At 67.6% G+C, this 16050-nt stretch carries 14 protein-coding genes; 4 read left to right on the top strand and 10 right to left on the bottom strand.

Annotated elements, in window-relative coordinates:
• Positions 1-46 precede the first annotated feature (46 nt).
• The 5 genes from ispH to murJ all read right to left on the bottom strand — a co-directional run bounded on the left by ispH (position 47) and on the right by murJ (position 7333).
• Positions 47-997, bottom strand: a complete 951-nt coding sequence (ispH, locus tag AAD027_RS06100) for a 4-hydroxy-3-methylbut-2-enyl diphosphate reductase (protein ID WP_341725126.1) — start codon at positions 995-997, stop codon at positions 47-49.
• A 304-nt stretch (positions 998-1301) separates the two neighbouring features.
• Entirely contained in the window at positions 1302-1799 is a 498-nt protein-coding gene (gene lspA, locus AAD027_RS06095) for a signal peptidase II (protein ID WP_341725125.1), read from the bottom strand.
• Positions 1800-1835: 36 nt separating this feature from the next.
• On the bottom strand, positions 1836-4667 hold the full coding sequence (gene ileS, locus AAD027_RS06090; protein ID WP_341725124.1) for an isoleucine--tRNA ligase: 2832 nt from the start codon (positions 4665-4667) through the stop codon (positions 1836-1838).
• Positions 4664-5626, bottom strand: a complete 963-nt coding sequence (locus tag AAD027_RS06085) for a bifunctional riboflavin kinase/FAD synthetase (protein ID WP_341725123.1) — start codon at positions 5624-5626, stop codon at positions 4664-4666. The genes ileS and AAD027_RS06085 overlap by 4 nt, the downstream gene beginning before the upstream one ends.
• Before the next feature lie 87 nt (positions 5627-5713).
• The gene (gene murJ, locus AAD027_RS06080; protein ID WP_341725122.1) at positions 5714-7333 is read right to left on the bottom strand and encodes a murein biosynthesis integral membrane protein MurJ; all 1620 of its coding nucleotides are present in this window, start codon (positions 7331-7333) and stop codon (positions 5714-5716) included.
• Between the two features lie 110 nt (positions 7334-7443).
• On the opposite strand from murJ, the gene rpsT reads away from it, so the two are divergent.
• Entirely contained in the window at positions 7444-7713 is a 270-nt protein-coding gene (gene rpsT / locus AAD027_RS06075) for a 30S ribosomal protein S20 (RefSeq protein ID WP_341725121.1), read from the top strand.
• A 280-nt stretch (positions 7714-7993) separates the two neighbouring features.
• Here the strand turns inward: rpsT and cgtA are convergent, their stop codons facing one another.
• The 3 genes from cgtA to rplU form a co-directional block, all read right to left on the bottom strand.
• Positions 7994-9049, bottom strand: coding sequence for an Obg family GTPase CgtA (cgtA, locus tag AAD027_RS06070; protein ID WP_341725120.1), 1056 nt, complete (start codon positions 9047-9049; stop codon positions 7994-7996).
• A 190-nt stretch (positions 9050-9239) separates the two neighbouring features.
• Positions 9240-9500, bottom strand: a complete 261-nt coding sequence (gene rpmA / locus AAD027_RS06065) for a 50S ribosomal protein L27 (RefSeq protein WP_341725119.1) — start codon at positions 9498-9500, stop codon at positions 9240-9242.
• Positions 9501-9512: 12 nt separating this feature from the next.
• Entirely contained in the window at positions 9513-9821 is a 309-nt protein-coding gene (rplU, locus tag AAD027_RS06060; protein ID WP_341725118.1) for a 50S ribosomal protein L21, read from the bottom strand.
• A 465-nt stretch (positions 9822-10286) separates the two neighbouring features.
• Between rplU and uvrA the strand changes: the two genes are divergently transcribed.
• Both uvrA and AAD027_RS06050 read left to right on the top strand, forming a co-directional pair.
• The gene (gene uvrA / locus AAD027_RS06055; RefSeq protein WP_341725117.1) at positions 10287-13229 is read left to right on the top strand and encodes an excinuclease ABC subunit UvrA; all 2943 of its coding nucleotides are present in this window, start codon (positions 10287-10289) and stop codon (positions 13227-13229) included.
• A complete protein-coding gene (locus tag AAD027_RS06050) occupies positions 13226-13651 on the top strand; it encodes an acyl-CoA thioesterase (RefSeq protein ID WP_341725116.1) in 426 nt (141 codons plus the stop codon). The genes uvrA and AAD027_RS06050 overlap by 4 nt, the downstream gene beginning before the upstream one ends.
• Positions 13652-13743: 92 nt before the next feature.
• Here AAD027_RS06050 and AAD027_RS06045 read toward each other — a convergent pair whose 3' ends face one another.
• Positions 13744-14187: a copper chaperone PCu(A)C gene (locus AAD027_RS06045; protein WP_341725115.1), complete on the bottom strand. Its 444-nt coding sequence runs from the start codon at positions 14185-14187 to the stop codon at positions 13744-13746.
• A 38-nt stretch (positions 14188-14225) separates the two neighbouring features.
• On the opposite strand from AAD027_RS06045, the gene AAD027_RS06040 reads away from it, so the two are divergent.
• The gene (locus AAD027_RS06040) at positions 14226-15002 is read left to right on the top strand and encodes an enoyl-CoA hydratase/isomerase family protein (protein WP_341725114.1); all 777 of its coding nucleotides are present in this window, start codon (positions 14226-14228) and stop codon (positions 15000-15002) included.
• A 27-nt stretch (positions 15003-15029) separates the two neighbouring features.
• On the opposite strand, the gene AAD027_RS06035 is transcribed toward AAD027_RS06040, so the two are convergent.
• Positions 15030-15977, bottom strand: a complete 948-nt coding sequence (locus AAD027_RS06035; protein ID WP_341725113.1) for a DUF1684 domain-containing protein — start codon at positions 15975-15977, stop codon at positions 15030-15032.
• Between the last annotated feature and the right edge of the window lie 73 nt (positions 15978-16050).

Raw genomic sequence — 16050 nt, 5'->3', positions numbered from 1 at the left:
TGATATCGCTGCGTCTGGAAAGGTCGCCATCGGCGACTGAACCGGCTCAGCCGACCAAGTGCAACCGCAGTTCCTTGGGCAGGGCGAAGACCATGTTCTCCGGCTCGCCGTCCAGTTCGCTGATGGCGCCCGCGCCCAGTTCGCGCAGGCGCTGGAGGACGCCCTCGATCAGTACGTCCGGCGCCGATGCGCCGGCGGTCACACCGATGCGCTGCTTGCCATCGATCCAGGCAGGGTCGATCTCGTGCGCGCCGTCGATCAGGTAGGACTCCACGCCGTCGCGCTCGGCCAGTTCGCGCAGGCGGTTGGAGTTGGAGCTGTTGGGCGAACCCACCACCAGCACCAGGTCGCATTCCCGGGCCAGGTCGCGCACCGCGTCCTGGCGGTTCTGCGTGGCGTAGCAGATATCGTCGTTCTTCGGCCCCTGGATCTGCGGGAACCGAACCTGCAATGCCTGGATGATGCCCACCGTGTCGTCCACCGACAGCGTGGTCTGGGTGGTGTAGAACAGGTTGCCGGGCTGGCCGACTTCCAGCGTGGCGACATCGTCGATGTCCTCCACCAGGTAGATGTTCCCTGCTCCACCCTCGGCGTTCCACTGGCCCATCGTGCCTTCCACCTCGGGGTGGCCGGCGTGGCCGATCAGCACCACGTCGCGGCCGGCGCGACAGTGACGGGCCACTTCCAGGTGCACCTTGGTCACCAGCGGGCAGGTGGCGTCGAACACCTTCAGGCCGCGGCGGTCAGCTTCCTTGCGCACCGACTGCGAAACGCCGTGCGCGCTGAAGATGACCGTGGCGCCATCCGGCACCTCGTCCAGTTCTTCAACGAAAACGGCACCGCGTTGCTTCAGGTCGTCCACGACGAAGCGGTTGTGCACCACCTCGTGACGCACGTAGATCGGCGCGCCCAGCGTCTCGATGGCGCGCTTGACGATCTCGATGGCGCGGTCGACGCCGGCGCAGAAACCACGGGGATTGGCTAGCAGGACGTCCATGGAACCAATTCTACCGAAGGCGGTGGAGTGAAAGGATGAATCAGTTGCCGGAGCCGGAGCCGCAATGCACCCTCTCCCGCCTGCGGGAGAGGGATGGGGTGAGGGCGGACCGCCACGATGCCCTCGTCATCCCGGCGAAGGCCGGGACCCAGAGCCTTTCGTTCCCTGGCCACGGTGCCCGTACACACGTCGCTGGGTCCCGGCCTTCGCCGGGATGACGGAGGCGCGGTACGTCGGTTCGGTCAAAACGCCGGGATGACGGGGAATGCGGTGCAGCGCGACGGTGGGCCAGGGCCCACCCACGTCAGGCTGGCTTCTTCTTCCCGTCGAAAAGCCCGAACAGCGCGATGCCGATGGCCCCGCCCACCACCGCGCAGTCGGCGATGTTGAACGCCGGCCAGTAATGGTCGCGCCAGTGCCACTGGATGAAATCCACCACGTGACCGTGCACCAGGCGGTCGATGACATTGCCCAGCGCGCCGCCGATGACCAGCGAATACGGCAGCGCCTGCCGCCAGTCGTTGCGCGCCGTGCGCGACAGCCAGAACGCCAGCAAACCACCGATGCCCACCGCCAGCGTGCTGAAGAACCAGATCTGCCAGCCGCCGGCGTCGGCCAGAAAGCTGAACGCCGCGCCGGTGTTGTAGGTGCGGTACCAGTTCCAGAAGCCCTCGATCACCGGGATGGCGGTGTATTCGGGCAGCGAGGACAGCACCCACGCCTTGGACCACTGATCCAGCGCGATGACGGCCACCGACAGCAGCAGCCAGAGCAGGGCGTTGGGTTTGGGACGTCCCGTCATGTGGCGCTCCTACAAAAAGCCAGCGGGGAAGAAACATCAGAACCACCGCCGGTCTTCGCCGGCGCCGTCGATGTTGTCCACGCAACGTCCGCAAAGTTCGGGATGGGTGGGATTCACACCCACATCGGCGCGATGGTGCCAGCAGCGCACGCACTTGGTCTTGGTGGTCGGTTGCGCCAGCACGAACACTTCGTCGGCATCGACTTCGGACACGGTCACGTCGCCGCTGATGAACAGGAAGCGCAATTCCTCGGCCAGCGGCTGCCACTTGGCCGCCGTCGCGGCGTTCACCGAGACTGCGATCTCCGCTTCCAGCGCCGCGCCGATCAGGCCGTTGGCGCGCATCGGCTCCAGCACCTTGGCGACCTGCTCGCGCAGCGCCAGCAACTGGTCGAAATCGGCCGCGGACAACGCGGCGTCTTCCGGCAGCGGCGCCAGGCCGTCGTACCAGGTGGCGAACAGCACGTTGCCCACGTGCTCGCCCGGCAGGTACTTCCACATCTCGTCGGCGGTGAAGGACAGCACCGGCGCCACCCAGCGCACGAACGCCTCGGCGATGCGGTACATCGCGCTCTGCGCGCTGCGGCGGCCGCGCGAATCCTCGCGCATCGTGTACAGGCGGTCCTTGGTGACGTCCAGATACAGCGAACCCAGGTCCACGCTGCAGAAGTTCAGCAACGCCTGCACGATCTCGGCGAAGTCGTAGCGCTCGTAGGCGGCCTTGATCTTCTCCTGCACCTCGTAGGCGCGGTGCACGATCCATCGGTCCAGCGCCACCATGTCGTCCACGGCGCACAGGTCGCGCGCCGGGTCGAAACCATTCAGGTTGCTCAGCAGGAAGCGCGCCGTGTTGCGCAGGCGGCGGTAGGCGTCGGCGTTGCGCTTCAGGATTTCCTGCGATAGCGACATCTCGTTGCTGTAGTCGGCCGAGGCGATCCACAGGCGCAGGATGTCCGCGCCCAGCGTCTTCATGATGTCCTGCGGCTCGATGCCGTTGCCCAGCGACTTGGACATCTTGCGGCCGTGCTCGTCCACGGTGAAACCGTGGGTCAGGCATTGCCTGTACGGCGCCGCCTTGTCGATGGCCACGCCGGTCAGCAGCGAGGACTGGAACCAGCCGCGGTGCTGGTCCGAGCCTTCCAGGTACAGGTCGGCCGGCTTGCCGAGGCCGCGTTCCAGCAGCACCGTTTCATGGGTGATGCCGGAGTCGAACCAGACGTCCAGGATGTCGGTGATCTTTTCGTAGTCGGCGGCTTCGGCGCCCAGCAACTCGGCGGCGTCCAGCGTGTACCAGACGTCCACGCCGCCCTGCTCCACCCTGTCGGCCACCGCGCGCATCAGCTCGGTGCTGCGCGGATGCGGCTCGCCGGTCTCGCGGTGCACGAACAGCGCGATCGGCACGCCCCAGGTGCGCTGGCGCGAGATGGTCCAGTCCGGGCGGCCATCCACCATGCCAGCGATGCGGGCCTTGCCCCACTCCGGGTACCACGTCACCTTGTCGATGGCGGCCAGCGTATCGCCGCGCAGGTTGGCCTGCTCCATCGAGATGAACCACTGCGGCGTGGCGCGGAACGCGATGGGCGTCTTGTGGCGCCAGCAGTGCGGATAACTGTGTTCCAGCTTGCTGAAGGCCAGCAGCGCGCCGCTGGCGCGCAGCACGTCGACGATGACGTCGTTGGCCTTCCAGATATGCAGGCCCGCCAGTTCCACGCCATGCGCGGCCGGCGTGGAAGGCAGGTAGACGCCGCGTCCATCGACGGGATTGATCTGCGCGGCGGTGTACTTGTCGAGCAGGCCGTACTGCTTGCCCACCACGTAGTCCTCCTGGCCGTGGCCGGGCGCGGTGTGCACGGCGCCGGTGCCTTCCTCGGCCGACACGTGGTCGCCCAGGATCACCGGGATGTCGCGCTCGTCGTAGAACGGGTGCGCGAGCAGCAGGCCCTCCAACGCTGCGCCCTGCGCGCGTGCGTGCACGACGGCATCGGTCACGCCATAGCGTTGCAGCGCGCGCGCGGCCAGCGCGTCGGCCAGCACCAGCCAGCGGCGCTTGCCGTCATGCGCGGGACCTTCGACCAGCGCGTACTCCAGATCCGGACCCAGCGACACGGCGAGCGACGCGGGCAGCGTCCACGGCGTGGTGGTCCAGATCGGCACGGCGATCTCGACATCGGCAGGAACTTCCACCCCGAACGCCTCGCCCACCGCTCGCGCATCGCGCGCGGCGTAGGCCACGTCCACCGCCGGCGAGACCTTGTCGGCGTACTCGATCTCGGCCTCGGCCAGTGCCGAGCCGCAATCGAAGCACCAGTGCACCGGCTTCACGCCGCGGGTCAGGTGGCCGTTGTCGACAATCTTGGCCAGCGCGCGGATCTCGTTGGCCTCGAAGCGGAAATCCAGCGTCTTGTACGGGTTGTCCCAGTCGCCGATCACGCCCAGGCGCTTGAAGTCCTTGCGCTGGATGTCGATCTGCGATTCGGCGTACTCGCGGCACTTCTGCCGGAATTCCACCGCATCCAGCTTCACGCCGACCTTGCCGTACTTCTTCTCGATGGCGATCTCGATGGGCAGGCCGTGGCAGTCCCAGCCCGGGATGTAGGGCGCATCGAAGCCGGCCAGGTACTTCGACTTGACGATGATGTCCTTGAGGATCTTGTTGACCGCGTGGCCCAGGTGGATCGCGCCGTTGGCGTACGGCGGACCGTCGTGCAGCACGAACAGCGGGCGGCCCTGGGCGTTGGCGCGCAGTTGCGCGTACAGCCCTTCGCTCTCCCAGCGCGCCAGCGTGTCCGGCTCGCGCTTGGGCAGGTCGCCGCGCATCGGGAAATCCGTCGCCGGCAGGTGGAGGGTGGCTTTGTAGTCCTGGCTCACGCGGTGGCTCGTCCTGCTGGATGGCGGTTGGCTTGTTCGGAAAGCAGCCTGCGCGCGTCGTCCGCGTCGCGGTGCATCTGCACGGTCAGGCTGGGCAAATCGGGGAATTTCAGTTCGTCGCGCAGCTTGGCGACGAATTCGACTTCGATGTGGCGCCCGTACAGGTCGCCGGCGAAATCGAACAGGTGGGCTTCCAGCAGCGGCTCCACGCCGTCCACGGTGGGACGGGTGCCGAAGCTGGACACCGACGGCCACGGGTGATCGGCCACGCCGTGCACCCAGGTGGCGTAGATGCCGGACAGCGCCGGCGTCTTCGGAAAACGCAGGTTGGCCGTCGGAAAGCCCAGCGTGCGGCCGAGCTGCTTGCCGCGCACCACGCGGCCACCGATGGCGTACGGCCGGCCGAGCAGGCGCGCGGCATCGCCGAAGTCGCCGGCACGCAACGCCTCGCGGATGCGCGTGCTGGAGACGCGCTCGCCCAGCACCTGCACCGGCTCGATCTCATTCGCGCTGAAGCCCAGCTCGCCGCCCATCGCCTGCAACAGCGCCAGGTCGCCGCCACGGCGATGACCGAAGCGGAACTCCGGGCCGATCCAGATTTCCTGCGCGGCCAAGCGGCCCACCAGCAAGGTGCGGACGAAATCCTCCGCACTCATCGCCGACAGGCGCGCATCGAAGCGCAGCAGGCCGACGCGGTCGGCGCCCAGTTCCAGCAGCCCTTCCACCTTCGCGCGCGCCAGGGTCAGCCGCGGCGGCGGGTTGTCGCGGGCGAAGAATTCGCGCGGCAAGGGCTCGAAGCTCAGCACGACGGCTTCGACGCCCCTCTGGCGCGCGCGCGCCACGGCCCGCCGCACCAGCGCGCGGTGGCCCGAGTGCAGGCCATCGAAGGCGCCGATGCAGACCACGCTACCGTGCGGACACAAAAGCCCGCCATCGACGTCACGGAACAGCCTGCTCATGGATACCTGGGTGGAGTGGCCGGGGGAAAGCGGCCCGGCCGGTGCGGAAACGGTGAAGCCTTGAAGTATAGCCGGCCCTTCCCCGTCTCAATGCCCACGCAGGTCACGCGGCCGGATGCCCTGCACCCACAGCAGTCCGCCATAGACCGCTCCGCCCGCCCCCACCATCACCGCCAACCGCCAGCCGCGCTCCCACCAGGCCCAGTCGGACCACGCTGGCCAGGCCAGCCGGAACGCCAGCACCACCAGCGCCATCGCCACGCTCGCCACGCCGATCTGGCGCAGGAAGCGCGCCCAGCCCGGCTGCCGGCGGTATACGCCGGCCTTGCGCAGCAGCCAGGCCAGTTGCAGGGCATTGACCCAGCCCGCCACCGCGATGGCCAGGGCAAGCAGCGCATGGGCGCCCGGGACATGCGCCAGCGCGCCCAGGTAGTCGCCGCCGGCCTTGGTCAAGGCCGCCTGTCCGGTCCCGGTCAGCGTCAGCAGCGCGGCGAAGAGCAGCACCGTGGCGGCGATATTGACCAGCACCGAGACCACGGCCGCCTTCACCGGCGTGCGCGTGTCCTGTCGCGAGTAGAACGCCGGCGCCAGCACCTTCACCAGCAGGAAGGCCGGCACCGCCGTGGACTGGGCCATCAGGCTCCAGCTGATCATGCGCGTGTCTTCTGCCGACAGGTTGCCGTACTGGAACAGCGTCGCGAACAGGGGTTCGGCACTCAGGATCAAGCCCAGGCAGGCCGGGATGCCGATCAGCAGGCACAGCCGGAACCCCCAGTCCAGCCCCTTCGAATACCCGTCCGGATCGGTGGCGGCGTGCCGGCTGGACAAGTGCGGCAGGATCACCGTGCCGATCGCCACGCCGAACATGCCCAGCGGGAACTCCAGCAGGCGGTCGCTGTAGTACAGCCACGTCATGCTGCCGCCGATCAGGAACGAGGCCGCCATGGTGTTGAAGAGCAGGTTGAACTGCACCACCGACGAGCCGAACAGCGTCGGCACCATCAGCGTCAGGATCCTGCGCACGCCGGCATGGGCGAAATCCAGGCGCGGGCGCGGCAGCAGTCCCAGCCTGGCCAGGGCCGGCAACTGGAAGGCCAGTTGCAGGATGCCCGCGGCGAACACGCCCCATGCCAGCACCTTGACCGAACCACCGAACCACTCCCGCGCGGCCAGCGCCGCCGAGATCATCGCCAGGTTCAGCAGCACCGGCGACAGCGCGGGGATGGCGAAGCGCTGATAGCTGTTCAGGATGCCGCCGGCCAGCGAGGCCAGCGAAATGAACAGCGCGTACGGGAAGGTGATCCGCAGCATCTCGATGAAGAGCGCATGCTTCTCGCCGTCCGGGGCGAAGCCGGGGGCGATGGCCTGGGTCAGCCACGGCGCCAGGGCCAGCACCAGCGCCGTGATCGCCACCAGGCCGGCCATCAACGTGCCGGTCACCCGGTCCACCAGTTCGCGGACCGCCTGCGGACCGTGCTTTTCCTTGTATTCGGCCAGCACCGGCACGAAGGCCATCGAGAACGAACCCTCGGCCGACAGCCTGCGCATGAAATTGGGGATGCGGAAGGCGGCGATGAACACGTCCATGGCCGGATTGGCGCCGAAAACGATGGCGTAGATCTGGTCCCGCACCAGCCCGGAGACCCGGGACAGGAAAGTCATCGAGCTGAAAATGGCGGTGGAACGCAGCAGGCGATTGCCGCTCATCGGGACCCCGCCTGGGCCGGCTGGCCCAGGTTGACGCAAGCCTCTGAATAGTCCATACTTTTTTGTCTATTTTCCCGCAACCCCATTATCCCAGCTTTCAGGAACCCAACGTGGCCAATATCAAGTCCGCCAAGAAGCGCGCCAAGCAGACCGTGGTGCGCAATGCGCGCAACGCCGGTCAGCGTTCGATGCTGCGCACCGCCGTCAAGAAAGTGCTGAAGGCGCTGGACGCCAACGACCCCGCTGGCGCCCAGGCAGCCTTCGCCGTGGCCCAGCCCATCCTGGACCGTTTCAGCTCGCGCGGCCTGATCCACAAGAACAAGGCTGCCCGCCACAAGAGCCGCCTGACCGCCCGCATCAAGGCCCTCCAGGCCGCCTGACCGGCCGGTTTGCACGGGAAAACAAACAAACCCGGCTTCGGCCGGGTTTTTTGTTGCCCGGGATTCGACCCCCTCCCCCGCTTGCGGGGGAGGGTTGGGGTGGGGGTAAGCCGGAGCCTTCGCGCTTCCCGTAGGCGTATCGAATCGAACGCGGCGATCCCGCTTCACTCGACGCTTCACAAGCAGGCTGAACCTTCTCGGCGCCGGCTCGCCCCCACCCCAGTCCTCCCCCGTAAACGGGGGAGGGGACAGATCGCGGGGGTGGTGGAAACACACGGCCTCAGCCCGCATTGCGCGCCGCCTCTTCGGCATCCTCGCGCTGGCGGTCGAAGAAGGCCATCACGTCCTTCATGATCGGCCAGGTGCCCTCGCGGGAAATCGCCGAGACCTGGTACCACGGCTGGGTCCAGCCCAGGCTGGCGATGATCTGCTCGGCGCGCTCGCTGGCCTCGTCCTCGAACATCAGGTCGGCCTTGTTGAGCACCAGCCAGCGCGGCTTCTGCAGCAGTTCGGGGTCGTGCTTTTCCAGTTCACGCTCGATGGCGCGCACCTGCTCCACCGGGTCGATGCCTTCCACCCCGCCTTCCATCGGCGCCATGTCCACCAGGTGCAGCAGCAGGCGGGTGCGCTGCAGGTGGCGCAGGAAGGTGGCGCCCAGGCCGGCGCCGTCGGCGGCGCCCTCGATCAAACCGGGAATGTCGGCGATCACGAAGCTGCGGTGCGCTTCCACGCTGACCACGCCCAGGTTGGGATACAGCGTGGTGAACGGGTAATCCGCCACCTTCGGCGTCGCCGCCGAGACGGCCCGGATGAAGGTGCTCTTGCCGGCATTGGGGAAGCCCAGCAGGCCCACGTCGGCCAGCAGCTTCAGCTCCAGCTTCAGCAGGCGCTCCTCACCCTCTTCGCCCGGCGTGGCCTTGCGCGGCGCGCGGGTCACCGAGCTCTTGAAATGCATGTTGCCCAGGCCACCCTTGCCGCCCTTGGCCACCAGCAGGCGATCGCCGTGCCGGGTCAGGTCGCCGATGACTTCGTCCGTACTGACGTTGGTCACCACGGTGCCCACCGGCACGGTGATGGTCAGGTCGTCGCCCGCCTTGCCGTACATCTGCCGGCCCATGCCGTTCTCGCCGCGCTGGGCGCGGAACTGGGTCTGGTGACGGAAATCGACCAGGGTATTGAGGTTCTCGTCGGCCTGCAGCCAGACGCTGCCGCCGTTGCCGCCGTCGCCGCCGTCCGGCCCGCCCAGCGGGATGAACTTCTCGCGGCGGAAGCCCACGCAACCGTTGCCGCCGTTGCCGGCGCTGACCTGGATTTCTGCTTCGTCGACCAGCTTCATGGGATTGGGGATTCGGGATTGGAGATTCGTTGGAAAGCGTAACCGCTTCCCCCTGCGGGCGCGCGGAATGGGTCATTTCGCCGGGAGACCCGCCTTTGCGAATCCCGAATCACGAATCCCCAATTCCGGCCCTCAAACGAAAAACCCCGCCGAAGCGGGGCTTTCCGGTGTGCGGCGTGGACGCGACGGCTTACGCCTCGTTCACCACGCTCACGGTACGGCGCTTCTTGGCGCCCTTGACCGAGAACTCGACCTTGCCGTCGACCAGCGCGAACAGCGTGTGGTCGCGGCCCAGGCCTACGCCCGGACCCGGATGGAACTGGGTGCCGCGCTGGCGGATGATGATGTTGCCGGCGTCGATCGCCTGGCCGCCATAGACCTTGACGCCCAGCATCTTCGGGTTGGAGTCGCGGCCGTTGCGCGATGAGCCTACGCCCTTTTTATGTGCCATGACTGCTTCTCCTTACTTGTTGATGCCGGTGATTTCGATTTCGGTGTAATGCTGCCGGTGACCCTGGCGCTTCATGTGGTGCTTGCGGCGGCGGAACTTGATGATGCGCACCTTGTCGGCGCGGCCATGGCCGACGACCTTGGCGGTGACGCTGGCGCCCTTCAGGGCGTCGCCCAGGCTGATGGTTTCGCCATCGCCCAGCATCAGGACATTGTCGAAGGTGACCTCGTTGCCGGCTTCGGCCTCGAGCTTCTCGACGCGGAGCGTCTCGCCCTTCATCACGCGGTACTGCTTACCGCCGGTGACTACGACTGCGTACATGTGGATACCTCGGTTCTGTAGTTATTTTATGCCTGCCGCGCCATCAAGGGCGGACAGAAGCGGAATTGTAGTGGATTCATACGGTTAGGGTCAACCGGACCCCTAGTCTGGCCCGGCGCGGTCCGCGGCGGATACGCATTGCGGACCGTTCCCGCCCTCTTTGGCCCTGCAAGCTGCGGAGCCGGGCGGCATGGCCGCCCGGACGCAAACCGGGGGGCCGCTATACAAATCAGTTACTTAGATACCGACTGCCGCTGCGCTGATCATGGGTACGGGGCCGCGCCAACCGAAGCGGCCTGCCCTCCATGGTGCCGCGACCGGAAGGGCCCGATGTTTCGACCAGCCCCGCCCTGGACCTGAGCCGCCGCCCACCCGCATGCCCCTGCTCCACTGGTGACCGGCTGATTTGCCCCCACTTCAGCAGACCGCTACGCTTCCTTGTTCGCTTTCCGGATCCCCCACCCGATGGCTATGGATTTCATCCGCATTCGCGGCGCACGAACGCACAACCTCAAGAACATCGATCTCGACCTGCCGCGCGACAAGCTGATCGTGATCACCGGCCTGTCCGGCTCCGGCAAGTCGTCGCTGGCGTTCGACACCATCTACGCCGAAGGCCAGCGCCGCTACGTGGAATCGCTGTCGGCCTACGCGCGGCAGTTCCTGTCGGTGATGGAAAAGCCCGACGTGGACCACATCGAAGGCCTGTCGCCGGCGATCTCGATCGAGCAGAAATCGACCTCGCACAACCCGCGCTCCACGGTCGGCACCATCACCGAGATCTACGACTACCTACGCCTGCTGTACGCCCGCGTCGGCACGCCGCGCTGCCCGGACCACGGCTATCCGCTGGAAGCGCAGACGGTCAGCCAGATGGTCGACCAGGTGCTGGCGCTGGACGGCGAACAGCGCTACATGCTGCTGGCGCCGGTGATCCGCGAGCGCAAGGGCGAGCATGCGCAGGTGTTCGACCAGTTGCGCGCGCAGGGCTTCGTGCGCGTGCGCGTGGACGGCGAGCTGCACGAGATCGACGCGGTACCGCCGCTGGCCTTGCGCCAGAAGCACACCATCGAGGCGGTGATCGACCGCTTCAAGCCGCGCGAGGAGATCAAGCAACGCCTGGCAGAGAGCTTCGAGACCGCGCTGAAGCTGGGCGACGGCATGGCCTCGGTGCAGTCGCTGGACGATGCCCAGGCCGCGCCGCTGCTGTTCTCGTCCAAGTATTCCTGCCCGGTCTGCGACTACTCCCTGCCGGAGCTGGAACCGCGCCTGTTCTCGTTCAACTCGCCGGTCGGCGCCTGCCCCACCTGCGACGGCCTGGGCGTGGCGCAGTTCTTCGACCCGGGGCGCGTGGTCGTGCATCCGGAACTGTCGCTGGCGGCCGGCGCCGTGCGCGGCTGGGACCGCCGCAATGCGTACTACTTCCAGTTGATCGCCTCGCTGGCCAAGCACTACCAGTTCGACACCGACGCGCCGTGGCAATCGCTGCCGGAGAAGGTCCGGCAGGCCGTGCTGTACGGCAGCGGCGAGGAGGTCATCACCTTCACCTATCTCACCGAGTCGGGCGGGCGCACGCAGCGCAAGCACCGCTTCGAGGGCATCGTGCCCAACCTGGAGCGCCGCTATCGCGAGACCGAGTCGCCGGCGGTGCGCGAGGAACTGGCCAAGTACATCAGCGACCGCCCCTGCCCCGATTGCGAAGGCGCGCGCCTCAACAAGTCCGCGCGCAACGTGTTCGTCGCCGACCGGCCGCTGCCGTCGCTGGTGGTGCTGCCCGTGGACGAGGCGCTGGCGTTCTTCCGCTCGCTGAACCTGCCCGGCTGGCGCGGCGAGATCGCCGGCAAGATCGTCAAGGAGATCGCCGAGCGCCTGGGCTTCCTGGTCGACGTGGGTCTGGATTACCTGACCCTGGAACGAAAGGCCGACACGCTGTCCGGCGGCGAGGCGCAGCGCATCCGCCTGGCCTCGCAGATCGGCGCCGGCCTGGTCGGCGTGATGTACGTGCTGGACGAACCCAGCATCGGCCTGCACCAGCGCGACAACGAGCGCCTGCTGGGCACGCTGACGCGCCTGCGCGACCTGGGCAACACTGTCATCGTGGTGGAACACGACGAGGACGCCATCCGCATGGCGGACTACGTGCTCGACATCGGCCCCGGCGCGGGCGTGCACGGCGGCGAGATCGTCGGCCAGGGCACGCTGGACGACCTGCTGAAGTCGCCGCGTTCGCTGACCGGCCAGTACCTGTCGGGCAAGCGCCGGATCGAAGTGCCGAAGGCGCGCCACAAGGCCAATCCGAAGATGACGCTGCACCTGCGCGGCGCCACCGGCAACAATCTGAAGGACGTGGACCTGGACATTCCGTCCGGCCTGTTCACCTGCATCACCGGCGTCTCCGGTTCGGGCAAGTCCACGCTGATCAACGACACGCTGTATTCGCTGGCCGCCAACGAGATCAACGGCGCCTCGCACAAGCCGGCGCCGTACCGCGAGGTGACCGGCCTGGACCTGTTCGACAAGGTGGTGGACATCGACCAGTCGCCGATCGGACGCACGCCGCGCTCCAACCCGGCGACCTACACCGGCCTGTTCACGCCGTTGCGCGAGTTGTACGCGCAGGTGCCGGAGTCGCGCGCGCGCGGCTATTCGCCGGGCCGCTTCAGCTTCAACGTGCGCGGCGGCCGCTGCGAGGCCTGCCAGGGCGACGGCATGATCAAGGTGGAGATGCACTTCCTGCCCGACGTGTACGTGCCCTGCGACGTCTGCCACGGCAAGCGCTACAACCGCGAGACGCTGGAAATCCTCTACAAGGGCTACAACATCAACGACGTGCTGGAAATGACGGTCGAGGATGCGCTGGTGCTGTTCGAGCCGGTGCCGTCGATCGCGCGCAAGCTGGAAACGCTGATGGACGTGGGCCTGAGCTACATCAAGCTGGGCCAGAGCGCGACCACGCTGTCCGGCGGCGAAGCGCAGCGCGTGAAGCTGTCGAAGGAGCTTTCGCGCCGCGACACCGGCCGCACGCTGTACATCCTGGACGAGCCGACCACCGGCCTGCACTTCCACGACATCGAGCACCTGCTGGCCGTGCTGCACAAGCTGCGCGACGAAGGCAACACCATCGTGGTGATCGAGCACAACCTGGACGTCATCAAGACCGCCGACTGGGTGGTGGACCTGGGGCCTGAGGGCGGCCATCGCGGCGGGCAGATCCTCGCCACCGGCACGCCGGAAGAGATCGCCGCGCATCCGGGTTCGCACACCGGCCGCTTCCTGGCCAAGCTGCTGCCGGCGTCGAAAACGCCCAAGCCCAGCAAGCCGGCGGCGGTCGCCAAGCCCGACGTGCTGCCGCCGCGCAAGTCCGCCAGCAAGACCACCAAGACCACGAAGAAGAAGGCCGCCCGATGAGTCCGTCCCCCGATGCCAACGCCAACCGCAAGCTGCTGGCGAAGATCCCGATCAGCGTGCGCTGGCGCGACATGGACAGCATGGGCCACGTCAACAACGCCAAGTACATCTCGTACCTGGAGGAAGCGCGCGTGCGCTGGATGCTGACCGTGCCGGACGTGTCGATGACCGACCGCATCGCCCCGGTCGTGGCCGCCAACAACATCAACTACAAGCGCCCGCTGACCTGGCCGAACGACGTGGTGGTGGAACTGTACGTGGACCGGCTGGGCACCAGCAGCGTCACCATCGGCCACCGCATCGTGTCGGCCAAGGACGACAGCGTGCTGTATTCCGATGGCAACGTGGTGGTGGTGTGGATGGACACGCAGACCGGCCACAGCGCCCCGCTGCCGGCCGCGATCCGCGCCGTTTCGGAGTGATCCATCCCGTCGGGAAGACCATGACGTAGGGTGCGCCCTGGCGCACCGCTTTCGATCCATCATCGTGATGGTGCGCCGGGGCGCACCCTACGTCAGGGCGCCGTCTTGCGCACCTCGAAGACCACCGGCAGCGTGCGGCCATCGGCCAGCTTCAGCGTGATCACCGGCTTCTCGCCCTCCGCGAGCGGCTGATAGGGGCCGTGCAGCATCAGGTGCAGGCCGCCGGGCTTGAGTTCGGCGGCCTTGCCTGGCGCGATCGGCAACGCGTCCACTTCGCGCATGCGGCTGACCCCGTTCTCTTCGCGCGTCTCGTGCAAGGACACGTCGGCGAAGGCCAGGCTGTCGGCGCCGACCACCGTGACCGGCGTGTCGCAGGGATTCTCGATGCGGGCGAAGCCCGCCATCATCGGCATGGCCGCGGGCGGCAGGCGCACCCAGGCATCCCGCACTTCCGGCAGGCACTCGGCCGCGGAGGCGGACGCCAACGGCACCATCAGCAGGGCCAGCAGGCAGGTCGTTTCGATGCGTCGGTTCATGCGCCTATGATACCGGCCTGACCTCAGGGAGATGGTGAATGACCGGCCTCATCGAAACGACCGACCACGGCGACATCCGCGAGATCCGCCTCGCCCGCCCACCGGTCAATGCGTTGAATACAGAGCTGTGCCGCGCGCTGATCGACGCGATCAACCGCGCCATGGACGATGGCGTGCGCGGCATCGTGCTGGCCGGCAACCCGAAGATCTTCTCCGCCGGCATGGACGTGCCCTACCTGCTGTCGCTGGGCGACGACCGCCATGCGCTGCTCGATGCCTGGCAGGCGTTCTTCGGCGCGGCGCGCACGCTGGCCGAATCGCGGGTGCCGGTGGTGGCTGCGATGGCCGGCCATGCGCCGGCCGGCGGCTGCGTACTGGCCCTGTGCTGCGACTATCGCGTGATGGCGCGCAGCGTGGACCCGGCGCGGCCGTTCGCCATCGGCCTCAACGAAACCCAGGTAGGCCTGGTGGTGCCGGAAGGTATCCAGCGGTTGATGCGCCGCATGGTCGGCCCGTATCGCGCCGAGCGCCTGCTGGTGGCCGGTGAAATGGTGCCCGCCGAGCGCGCGCTCGAGATCGGACTGGTGGACGAACTGGCCGAGCAAGCCGAGGTCACCGCGCGCGCCGTGGACTGGCTGGAGCAACTGCTCCGCCTGCCGCACCACCCGATGCTGCAGACCCGCGCCATCGCCCGTCGCGACCTGGTGGAAGCGCTGGACCCGGACCTGATCCAGCTCGACCGTTTCGTCGATGCCTGGCACGCGCCCGACACGCAGGCCGCGCTGAAGGCGCTGATCGCCAGGCTCAACAAGTAGGCGCGGCGTCCCGCGACACGGTGTGTGTCAATGCGCGAGCGGGTAGGTCTGCTCGCCGGCCGCCACCGCCAGATCCAGGCGGTTCTCCGGCGGCGCGGTAGGGCATACGACATGCCCGTTCAACGCGCAGGGCGGATTCTGCGCCTTGTTGAAGTCCAGCACGATCCTGCCGTCGCGCGGCGGGTCGGCGTAGAGGAAACGGGCGCCGCCGTAGGTCTGCTTGCCGCTGGTGCGGTCGGCAATGATGAAGAACAACTGCTCGCTGTCCTCCTGCACGACCGGCAACAGGACATGGCGTTTGCCGTCGCGCTCGAACTCGGCCTGGCCCGGCACATCGGCCGGTTCCAGCGTGCCGTTGGTGGTCACCAGTTGCAGGGTCCGCAACGCCGGATACGGCCGCCAGTCCGCCTCGATGCGCCACGCGCGGTCGACGGGGAAATGCGGGATGCCGGCGAACGCCTGCAGCGCCGGCGATTCCGGGTCGCGGAAGCGCCAGCCGTAAAGGTCGCCGGTCTTCACCACGTAGAAATACTGCCGGCCGGCGGCGATGCGGGTCGGGCCGCCTTCGTCCCGCTGGGTCAGCAATGGCGCCGAGCCGAATGTCTTGCCGTCGATGGTCAGGCCGCTTTCCGGCGCGGCATCGAAACGCAGGCCACCGTCCGCCGACAGGTGCAGTACGCCCCACTTCGCCGGGCCCTTCGGCAGCACGATGGCATCGTCCCGCGCACTGCCGACGCTGTGCGCGCCCACCGCCACCTGCCCGGAACCGGCGAAACTCAACCAGCCGTCCGGATCGCGCAATCTGTCCGCACGCTCGCTGCGCCATTGTTCGATCGAGGCCAGATAGGCCGGATCGGCTTCCTGCACGGTTTCCACCGGGACCGCAGCCGTAGGCACCGCCGCCTCTTCGCGCGAACAGCCGCCCAGCAGGGATACGGACAGAGCGGCCAGGGCCGGGAACAGGATCGATCTCATGCGCGGGGTGCCGGAAAGGACGAAGTCCCACAACCCTAGACGACTTCGCGCGTCATGTGAAATGACCGAATGC

Origin of the sequence: Pseudoxanthomonas putridarboris (genome assembly GCF_038321125.1) — a bacterium.
GTDB classification, from domain to species: Bacteria; Pseudomonadota; Gammaproteobacteria; order Xanthomonadales; family Xanthomonadaceae; genus Pseudoxanthomonas_A; species Pseudoxanthomonas_A putridarboris.
Note: the sequence above shows the minus strand (reverse complement) of the source record. Positions and strands in the feature narration are given on the sequence as shown.

What these genes read in the sequence shown, in the direction of transcription:
- lspA (WP_341725125.1), bottom strand. Translation starts at nt 1,799, where the DNA reads ATGACGGGACGTCCCAAACCCAACGCCCTGCTCTGGCTGCTGCTGTCG.
- cgtA (WP_341725120.1), bottom strand. Translation starts at nt 9,049, where the DNA reads ATGAAGCTGGTCGACGAAGCAGAAATCCAGGTCAGCGCCGGCAACGGC.
- rplU (WP_341725118.1), bottom strand. Translation starts at nt 9,821, where the DNA reads ATGTACGCAGTCGTAGTCACCGGCGGTAAGCAGTACCGCGTGATGAAG.
- uvrA (WP_341725117.1), top strand. Translation starts at nt 10,287, where the DNA reads ATGGCTATGGATTTCATCCGCATTCGCGGCGCACGAACGCACAACCTC.
- murJ (WP_341725122.1), bottom strand. Translation starts at nt 7,333, where the DNA reads ATGAGCGGCAATCGCCTGCTGCGTTCCACCGCCATTTTCAGCTCGATG.
- AAD027_RS06035 (WP_341725113.1), bottom strand. Translation starts at nt 15,977, where the DNA reads ATGAGATCGATCCTGTTCCCGGCCCTGGCCGCTCTGTCCGTATCCCTG.
- AAD027_RS06085 (WP_341725123.1), bottom strand. Translation starts at nt 5,626, where the DNA reads ATGAGCAGGCTGTTCCGTGACGTCGATGGCGGGCTTTTGTGTCCGCAC.
- AAD027_RS06045 (WP_341725115.1), bottom strand. Translation starts at nt 14,187, where the DNA reads ATGAACCGACGCATCGAAACGACCTGCCTGCTGGCCCTGCTGATGGTG.
- AAD027_RS06050 (WP_341725116.1), top strand. Translation starts at nt 13,226, where the DNA reads ATGAGTCCGTCCCCCGATGCCAACGCCAACCGCAAGCTGCTGGCGAAG.
- rpmA (WP_341725119.1), bottom strand. Translation starts at nt 9,500, where the DNA reads ATGGCACATAAAAAGGGCGTAGGCTCATCGCGCAACGGCCGCGACTCC.
- AAD027_RS06040 (WP_341725114.1), top strand. Translation starts at nt 14,226, where the DNA reads ATGACCGGCCTCATCGAAACGACCGACCACGGCGACATCCGCGAGATC.
- ispH (WP_341725126.1), bottom strand. Translation starts at nt 997, where the DNA reads ATGGACGTCCTGCTAGCCAATCCCCGTGGTTTCTGCGCCGGCGTCGAC.